Below are 7,351 nucleotides of genomic sequence, written 5' to 3'. Positions count from 1 at the left end.
AGGAAGACCTTATCAGAGGCTGCGCAAACAAATGCAGAACTGCAACAAGCACTGGAATTGTGGGGTGACAAAGTACGATGACACAACCCGTTATATTTTGTGATTTTGATGGCACGATTACCACGAAAGATAACATTATGGCCATCATGAAAAAATTCGCACCCCCCGAGTGGGAGCCGATTAAAGATCAGATTCTCGGCCAACAAATAACCATTCAACAAGGCGTGACACAACTTTTCAACTTGCTATCAACCGACCAAAAAGATGAAATTACCCAATTTGTATTGGAACAGGCACAAATTCGAGAAGGATTTGAGGATTTTGTGGCCTATACGAAAGCACAGAAGATTCCACTCTTTATTGTATCTGGAGGCATTGATTTCTTTGTTAAGCCACTCGTGAAGGAACATATAGAAGACGACCGTATTTACTGCAATGTGGCAGATTTTTCTGGAGAAACCATCACAATCAACTGGCCTCATACATGCGATGAACATTGCTCGAATGGCTGTGGTTGTTGTAAACCATCCATTATCCGCAAACTGAGTGACGACAACACTTACAAAATCGTCATCGGTGATTCCATTACCGATTTGCAAGCGGCCAAACTGGCAGACAAAGTCATAGCGCGGGACTTCCTCATCGAAAAATGCGAAGAACTCGATATTCCTTTTGAGCCATTTGAAACATTTACAGACGTGATTCACATTTTAAAGCAATTGGAGGTACGCACATGAGCAATTACTTTTCCCGTTGGAACGAGCTTGCGGCCATAAAAAAAGAACTCGCAGACCGCGATTGGTTCTACGGAACGAGTGGTAATTTATCGATTAAGGTAACGAATGAACCGGTTACATTCCTCGTTACAGCATCCGGTAAGGACAAAAGGAAATTCACGGATCATGACTTTTTACTGGTTGATGCAGCTGGTGAAAAGTTGGAGGAAACGATGTCAAAGCCATCGGCTGAAACTTTGCTCCACGCTAAGATTTATAACAAAACAAATGCCGGTTGTGTCCTTCATGTGCACACGATTGACAACAATGTCATCACAGAACTGTATAAACATGATACACATATCGATTTCACCGGAAATGAAATTATTAAAGCACTCGGTTCCTGGGAACAAGATGCCAAAGTCAGCATTCCGATCATTCCAAATGTCGCGCATATCCCGACACTTGCTGAACAATTTGATCGTTATGTAACAGGGGACACGGGAGCAATCCTGATTAAAAATCACGGCATCACGRTGTGGGGCAAAGACGCTTTTGAAGCGAAAAAATATTTGGAAGCATGGGAATTTTTATTCTCGTACCAAGTGAAAATAGCAACTATAAAACATGTAGTGGGGAGTTATTAAAAATGGCATACATTCGCAAACACGCAAACAACGAACGCATTGAAGAAGAGCAAGCAGTCATCGCCTTTTTGAACAGCAATGAAGTTATTTATGAAAAATGGGACATCGAGAAGCTTCCAACCAATCTTCGTGAAAAATTCAATTTAACAGATGAAGAAAAACATCAGATTCTATCCGCATTCGGAATCGAAATTGCTGACATTTCCGAGCGACGCAACTACCAGCAAGCGGATGTGATTTCACTCTCTGAATCAACGCCTAACTTGGAACAACTGTTGAAAAATTTCCAACAGGAGCACCATCATGAAGACGATGAAGTGCGTTTCATCGTCAGCGGTCATGGCATTTTCGTCATTCAATCGGAAGACGGAGAGTTCTTTGATGTCGAGTTGCAACCGGGAGACTTAATCTCTGTACCTGAAAATGTTCGGCACTACTTTACGCTGATGGAAGACCGTAAAGTTGTAGCAGTACGCATCTTTGTCACGACAGAAGGCTGGGTACCGATTTACGAGAAGGAAACAGTCGCTTAATTAAAGGTTGATTACTTTTTGACCACTTGATAAAGGTCTTTGACCAGTCAAGATTGATTTTCATCCAGTCAGCCCAAGTTTTTGACCATTCGTAGCCGCTTTTCGTCCATTCGCCTAGACACGGAAAAAATCATCCTTTCCAGACACACAATAAAACCTGACATCCCGTAAGGAGTCAGGTTTTTTGTACTTATTACACACGATGGGGGAAGAAAGAGTCGTGCGTCATAGTCGAATGTGAGGGTTAATTTCTATAAATTAGTATAGACAACTCGCACCGACAATAATTAACAAGATGAAGAGAACAACAATCAACGTGAACGTAGAACCGCTAGTATTGCAGCATTCGTATCCCATGCTTTACACCACCTTTTTAGAAAGGATGCTTTAGCATATGCACATCTTTGGCACTGACTCGGGAAAAAATCACGGTTCATTACACAAGATTGTTTCTTGCTTCACTTTATTTTATTTGGCCACACCATTCTTCTTTCAAGACGGCATTTACTTTGGCTAAGTTGAACTTTTGATACCCTTGACCTTCTGCCCATGCTTTCATCCCCGCGTGTTCAGGGTCATCTTTGTCTTTCATGACACGCTTGAATTCGTCATATCCAGGCGGACCTCCCACATCTTCAGGTGGGCAAGTACCTTTGCCTTCGAGCAGTTGCGGATAATTATACGCGTAATCATCCACTACTTGTTCGAGCACCACTTCGTGGTCCCAGCTGTCTCCAAAGTCATACATGTAGCGAAATACGGGGGAGTCATGGACGTATTTGGTCAAATCCACATCGCGTGCGAGTAATAGCTGAGTACGGATAAACCGTTGATACATTCTGAATTCATACGATCCTTCTTCTGGCGGGTTTTTCATATAGTATTGGGCCATGCCGAAGTTTTCTGAAACCGATTCTTCATCGCCGACTAATTGAATCGTTTTATTGTTCTTGGAATCGTCGATGGAGAAATTAAATAAGTGACTATTTGTCCATCCGACTGAGGTTTGGATAATCGAATGTAAATCATAAAAATCGAGCGTCTCAGGTACGATAATGCGACGCCATACTTTCGGTTTTACATAATTTAGCGTGACAAGAAATTGATAGCCTTTCAAGATATCACCTCTACTTTAGAATTTTTCCCCATCATACCACAGAAGCATTTGTTCTGGTTTTCTGGAGAGTATTGGTGAGGCCTCATTGTTATAAAAAACGGCGTTAGCTGGAAATGTTTACAGTTCCCATTTCTATCAATTTTAAGAAACATGGTATGATAGAAGAAAATTAATTTATTGCACAATAAAATTATTTCCATAGGAAGATACAAGTGGGTGACGAATGAAAGAAGCGATCAACAAATTCACGCATAAAAACTGGTTGGTTTGGGCTGGCTTATTGTTGCTGCTCATTTTTTTACTATTAAATCGTCAGATCATTACTCTTCTCGTAAATCGTGACGTCGAAGGCATTCAAGATTTTTTGGATGATAATCTGCTTTATGCATATATATTTATGCTGGTCATCATGATTCTCCAAAATTCGTTTACGGTGTTTCCTTTACTATTAGTAATTACCATCAACATTACGCTGTTTGGATTTTTTGATGGTTTTTTATGGAGCTGGATTTCCAGTGTAATCGCCGCAGTCTTCGTCTTCTGTGCCGTCCGCTTCTTGTTTCAAGAAAGATTGATTGAAAAATTCAAACCAGGTTTACTTGTACAAATAGAAGCGAATGGATTTGCTTATGTATTCCAAGCGCGGATTTTCCCTTTAGTCCCGACTAGTTTGGTCAATATATTGGGAGGATTGAGCACGGTTCGGTTTTGGCCGTTTATTCTTGCCACGACCATCGGGAATTTTATTTATTTTTTCATCCTGGCACTGATTCCCGCTGGTCTAGTCTCAAAGGAAATTGATGAAGCCATGATTTGGGTCATTTTAGTGAGTGCTATATTGTTATACTACTTGTTCAAACTTGTTCGAAAAAAACGGAAACCCTCTAACTAAAGAGACTAACCCAGTTCACAAAGTGTGAGCTGGGTTTTATTTTTGATCTAAAAATTCGAGTACGAAATCCAAGAACAGCAAGGGTTGTTCCACATTAGGCGCATGTCCTGACTGATTGAACTCCACAAACGTGGCATTCGGAATCAATTTCGCTGTTTCACGTCCTACTTCAGGCGGATTCAATCCATCATGATCACCACTGATGACCAATGATTCAGCTGTTATACGATACAAATCCTCACGGAAATCAAAGCCCTCTAACGCTTCATTTGCAGCTTCAATCTCGTTAGCGGTCAATGGTGAACCCTTTTCAGCAGCATAGTGACTCCACTTGCCGACAGCTTTGAGGTCATGAAAAATATATGGAGAGACTTTGGCTACTTTCTCTGAAAAGTCCATTCCTTCAAGTTCTTTTGCATGTTTGGCAAACAAGGCTTCCATTGAAGATGTTTTCCCTTGGGATTTCGTTGCCACTAAAATCAGTTTCTTCACACGTTCCGGTGAAGCAATTGCTACACCTTGCGCAATATAGCTGCCCATTGAGACACCTAGCAAATAAGTTTCTTCAATCCCTAAATGTTCAAGCAATCGAAGTACATCGCCGATATGATCATCTAACGTATACGATGATGGTTTCTCGGAGTCCCCGTGCCCACGTGCATCTAGTACGATTGTTCGAAAATACTTCTTGAATACTTTTACTTCCGCATCAAACATATGGCGATTGCCGGTTAACCCATGCAGTAACAATAGAGGCTCACCGGATCCATATTCTTCATATGTTAGACTCGTTCCATTACTCTTAAATGTTCCCATCCAATCACCTCTAATCATAATGTTCCCTCGTGCACTCGAATGAAAACAACAGCTAAGGTGTTACTTATTCTTTTAATTCTCAGAAACGGGGCTTGTCCAAAAATAATAGGGGAGAGCGCATACAAAGCGCTCTCGGAGTGCTTGTGAGAGTGGTTTTCTTTTCCTTGCGATTATTTTAATTAGTAAAGAAAAGCAGCTCCGACAATAATCAACAAAATGAAAAGTACCACAAGTAAAGCGAAAGAAGATCCGCAGTTGTTATATCCCATAGATAACACCGCCTTTCATAATGAGATGTTGTATTATACGTAATACAACGGTCTGCATATGGGGCAATGTCTTGGGTAATATAAATAAATCTATGTTTCCAGGCAAAGGACCAAGTCTACGAACCTCGTAGTTTGTTGTTCAAGCAAGATTCTTCATAGTATAAATATTATATGGTTAATATAGTTAATATATGCAATGAAGCCAATCGTCTCTGAGAATTATTGGATTTTTTCCATACATGCAAAAGTAAAGCGAATGCCAACACGAAGACAAGACAAGATACTGTCCAGCTATTCACTTTTTACTCCTCACCTTCATCCAGTAGTTATCCATATCGTTCCCTACAGACACTAGACTAAACGCCTTTCAGACAATTAGTGCTTAGTGAAAAGTGCTTTTACAGTGAATCGCTTTTATTTAGAAACGCTACCGGCAGCTAAAATTTGTTTCCAATTAGCTCCGCCATCAGTTGTTTGGTACACATCATTTTTCAATGTTGCGATGGATATTTCATTGTCATCAGTAGGATGCACAGCAATGTAAATAATCGCATTATCCTTCTTCAGTTCTGGAATGGCCATGGCTTTTTCCTCTTTTGTCGCAAGGTCGATTTGATTCAATTGAACTTTGCTATCTACTATTTCCGCAACATATGCCTGTCGTTCGTTTAACAAAGCATAAGTGATTGTCTTGTCTTTCGTAGCAAGGGAAAATGTCTTGCCCGCATCTTTAGATACGTACAACCCACGGTCTGTACCAATCGCAACGGTTTCAGGTTCATCTGGATGTGCAGATATATTGGACATCATGTTAGCTTCAAATCCACCCATATCCATGGTRGTCCACGACTTACCTAAATCATCCGAATAATAAAAGCCGTTTCCTAACTTTTCAGTTGGCGTTTCATTAAAAACGTAGATGCGATCCGTATTGTAACCAGCTGCTAAATAGTGAAAGTCAATTTCACCTTCGAATGCATATTGCTCAAACGACTCGCCTGCATTTGTACTTTTGAGCAGACCAAGCGGATTTTTATATTTCGAACCAGGCTCAGGATGACCACTGGAAACAAAGCCGTCCGCCACAGCTTGGAAGCCCATGTAATCATGCTTCTCACCCGTTGTTTCTTTCCATTTTCCTTCTTCATACAAAACAGGACCGTGGTGGCTGGCAAGCATTAGGGCATCACCTGAACCAGGGTAGCCAAGCCCATGAATATGAGATACTTCAACGTCCGTTGTTTCCTTATAAAAATCTCCAGATGGAGAGGAAGAACTCTCCTGAGTTGATTTCTCTACTTTGTGTTCATTGTGTTCGGTCTTTTCATTTGATGAACAGGCTGCTAGCATCAAACTCATAAGTCCCATCATAAGAATCCGTTTTTGCATATTCCACACTCACTTTCCTTGAATGGTAAATCCGTACGTATATCATCATCGGCTAACTGCCTTCATTTTACACGAAAAGTAGATTTAACTTGTGCTCATAAACCTGGAAGCAAGATGTAGCTGAAAAAGAGGTAAAATAAAGACAGGAAAAATGATCAAAGGATTGATACAGATGAAACTAGCGATTATCACAGACATTCAAGGGAATGAACCTGGCATACATCAAGCGTTCTATGACAAAGAAGCATTCTTGGAGAAATTCGAACTCCTTCAAGTGCCGCAACGTGAAATAATGTTCAAGCTGTTTTATATAGGTGAATAACGATATACGATAACCCTTCGACTCCAAGTTGAAGGGTTATTTTTATTGAATTGGAACATACTTTTAAAATGATTGGACCGTTTTATGTAAAAACTCCTCTAATTACCATTGATAAAAGAACAAATGTTCGCATATAATGAGAAAAAAGGAGGCGGCTTGAATGAAAGACAACATCGTAAAAATCATGAAGCGGCACGGTATTTTGGAAATGGTCTATTTAGCGAAGGATGGAAATATCACCAAACGTCGTGTGAAAATTATCAAAGCCTACCATGACACGTTTCAGGCGTACTGTTTTACGAAGCAAGCAAAGCGTACTTTTTACTTTGACAATGTCTTAGCAGCCGTCCCCGTCATTCGAAAAGAACGAGAGGACGTGATCTGATGAAAATTAACCGCGGATTAAAAATGCAAGGCGACCTCAAAGATCGCGGCAAAATCAAATGGACGGCCATGATGCTGCCAGAGCACGTCGCGCAACTCCGCGAATGGCAACAAGAACACGAGTTGGTCAAAAAGCCCGAACTCGACGCGTTCGATTACGATACGATGCAGGAAGAAATCGAACGCGCACTCRTCAGCCGAATGGAAACCCGCCTCACTTCGTGGAAGAGCGGCAAAATCCACTATCACCGCGGCATCATCAAAGA

Annotated in this window: 12 protein-coding genes; 7 read left to right on the top strand and 5 right to left on the bottom strand. The window is 40.9% G+C overall.

Features of this window, described 5'->3' with window-relative positions; all coding sequences use genetic code 11:
* Positions 1-77 precede the first annotated feature (77 nt).
* From AC1DSB_RS11425 to AC1DSB_RS11415, 3 genes are read left to right on the top strand one after another with little or no spacing between them, the layout of a single operon-like run.
* Entirely contained in the window at positions 78-737 is a 660-nt protein-coding gene (locus AC1DSB_RS11425; RefSeq protein ID WP_477531486.1) for a 2-hydroxy-3-keto-5-methylthiopentenyl-1-phosphate phosphatase, read from the top strand.
* Positions 734-1,363 (top strand): methylthioribulose 1-phosphate dehydratase, encoded by a 630-nt coding sequence (locus AC1DSB_RS11420; RefSeq protein ID WP_477586746.1) that lies wholly within the window; start codon positions 734-736, stop codon positions 1,361-1,363. Before AC1DSB_RS11425 ends, AC1DSB_RS11420 begins: the two co-directional genes overlap by 4 nt.
* Positions 1,364-1,365: 2 nt before the next feature.
* The gene (locus AC1DSB_RS11415) at positions 1,366-1,896 is read left to right on the top strand and encodes a cupin domain-containing protein (protein WP_477531484.1); all 531 of its coding nucleotides are present in this window, start codon (positions 1,366-1,368) and stop codon (positions 1,894-1,896) included.
* 258 nt (positions 1,897-2,154) lie between these two features.
* Here the strand turns inward: AC1DSB_RS11415 and AC1DSB_RS11410 are convergent, their stop codons facing one another.
* Together AC1DSB_RS11410 and AC1DSB_RS11405 are read right to left on the bottom strand one after the other, a co-directional pair.
* Positions 2,155-2,253 (bottom strand): YjcZ family sporulation protein, encoded by a 99-nt coding sequence (locus tag AC1DSB_RS11410; protein ID WP_081637846.1) that lies wholly within the window; start codon positions 2,251-2,253, stop codon positions 2,155-2,157.
* A 106-nt stretch (positions 2,254-2,359) separates the two neighbouring features.
* The gene (locus AC1DSB_RS11405) at positions 2,360-3,013 is read right to left on the bottom strand and encodes a plasmid pRiA4b ORF-3 family protein (RefSeq protein WP_477531483.1); all 654 of its coding nucleotides are present in this window, start codon (positions 3,011-3,013) and stop codon (positions 2,360-2,362) included.
* Positions 3,014-3,236: 223 nt separating this feature from the next.
* On the opposite strand from AC1DSB_RS11405, the gene AC1DSB_RS11400 reads away from it, so the two are divergent.
* The gene (locus tag AC1DSB_RS11400; protein ID WP_016429817.1) at positions 3,237-3,905 is read left to right on the top strand and encodes a TVP38/TMEM64 family protein; all 669 of its coding nucleotides are present in this window, start codon (positions 3,237-3,239) and stop codon (positions 3,903-3,905) included.
* A gap of 36 nt (positions 3,906-3,941) precedes the next feature.
* On the opposite strand, the gene AC1DSB_RS11395 is transcribed toward AC1DSB_RS11400, so the two are convergent.
* The 3 genes from AC1DSB_RS11395 to AC1DSB_RS11385 all read right to left on the bottom strand — a co-directional run bounded on the left by AC1DSB_RS11395 (position 3,942) and on the right by AC1DSB_RS11385 (position 6,379).
* Positions 3,942-4,739 carry an alpha/beta fold hydrolase gene (locus AC1DSB_RS11395; RefSeq protein WP_477531482.1) on the bottom strand — a complete coding sequence of 266 codons (798 nt, stop codon included), beginning with the start codon at positions 4,737-4,739 and terminating at the stop codon, positions 3,942-3,944.
* Between the two features lie 161 nt (positions 4,740-4,900).
* The gene (locus AC1DSB_RS11390) at positions 4,901-4,990 is read right to left on the bottom strand and encodes a YjcZ family sporulation protein (RefSeq protein WP_477531481.1); all 90 of its coding nucleotides are present in this window, start codon (positions 4,988-4,990) and stop codon (positions 4,901-4,903) included.
* Between the two features lie 414 nt (positions 4,991-5,404).
* Complete coding sequence (locus AC1DSB_RS11385) at positions 5,405-6,379, bottom strand: F510_1955 family glycosylhydrolase (protein ID WP_477531480.1); 975 nt, start codon at positions 6,377-6,379, stop codon at positions 5,405-5,407.
* A gap of 172 nt (positions 6,380-6,551) precedes the next feature.
* Here AC1DSB_RS11385 and AC1DSB_RS11380 point away from each other — a divergent pair, with 172 nt between their 5' ends.
* The 3 genes from AC1DSB_RS11380 to AC1DSB_RS11370 all read left to right on the top strand — a co-directional run.
* Positions 6,552-6,701, top strand: a complete 150-nt coding sequence (locus AC1DSB_RS11380) for a hypothetical protein (RefSeq protein WP_477531479.1) — start codon at positions 6,552-6,554, stop codon at positions 6,699-6,701.
* Positions 6,702-6,861: 160 nt separating this feature from the next.
* The gene (locus AC1DSB_RS11375) at positions 6,862-7,086 is read left to right on the top strand and encodes a transcriptional regulator (protein WP_477531478.1); all 225 of its coding nucleotides are present in this window, start codon (positions 6,862-6,864) and stop codon (positions 7,084-7,086) included.
* Positions 7,086-7,351: YolD-like family protein (locus AC1DSB_RS11370; protein ID WP_477586745.1), on the top strand; the 266-nt coding region annotated here is incomplete at its 3' end. The genes AC1DSB_RS11375 and AC1DSB_RS11370, both read left to right, overlap by 1 nt.

The organism is Paenisporosarcina sp. P4_E4_2 (genome assembly GCF_056401595.1).
This window is presented reverse-complemented; position numbering and strand designations above follow the sequence as displayed.

Excerpts from the sequence above, each read along its gene's own strand:
- AC1DSB_RS11425 (WP_477531486.1), top strand. The coding sequence starts at position 78 with ATGACACAACCCGTTATATTTTGTGATTTTGATGGCACGATTACCACG.
- AC1DSB_RS11415 (WP_477531484.1), top strand. The coding sequence starts at position 1,366 with ATGGCATACATTCGCAAACACGCAAACAACGAACGCATTGAAGAAGAG.
- AC1DSB_RS11410 (WP_081637846.1), bottom strand. The coding sequence starts at position 2,253 with ATGGGATACGAATGCTGCAATACTAGCGGTTCTACGTTCACGTTGATT.
- AC1DSB_RS11400 (WP_016429817.1), top strand. The coding sequence starts at position 3,237 with ATGAAAGAAGCGATCAACAAATTCACGCATAAAAACTGGTTGGTTTGG.
- AC1DSB_RS11395 (WP_477531482.1), bottom strand. The coding sequence starts at position 4,739 with ATGATTAGAGGTGATTGGATGGGAACATTTAAGAGTAATGGAACGAGT.
- AC1DSB_RS11390 (WP_477531481.1), bottom strand. The coding sequence starts at position 4,990 with ATGGGATATAACAACTGCGGATCTTCTTTCGCTTTACTTGTGGTACTT.
- AC1DSB_RS11380 (WP_477531479.1), top strand. The coding sequence starts at position 6,552 with ATGAAACTAGCGATTATCACAGACATTCAAGGGAATGAACCTGGCATA.
- AC1DSB_RS11375 (WP_477531478.1), top strand. The coding sequence starts at position 6,862 with ATGAAAGACAACATCGTAAAAATCATGAAGCGGCACGGTATTTTGGAA.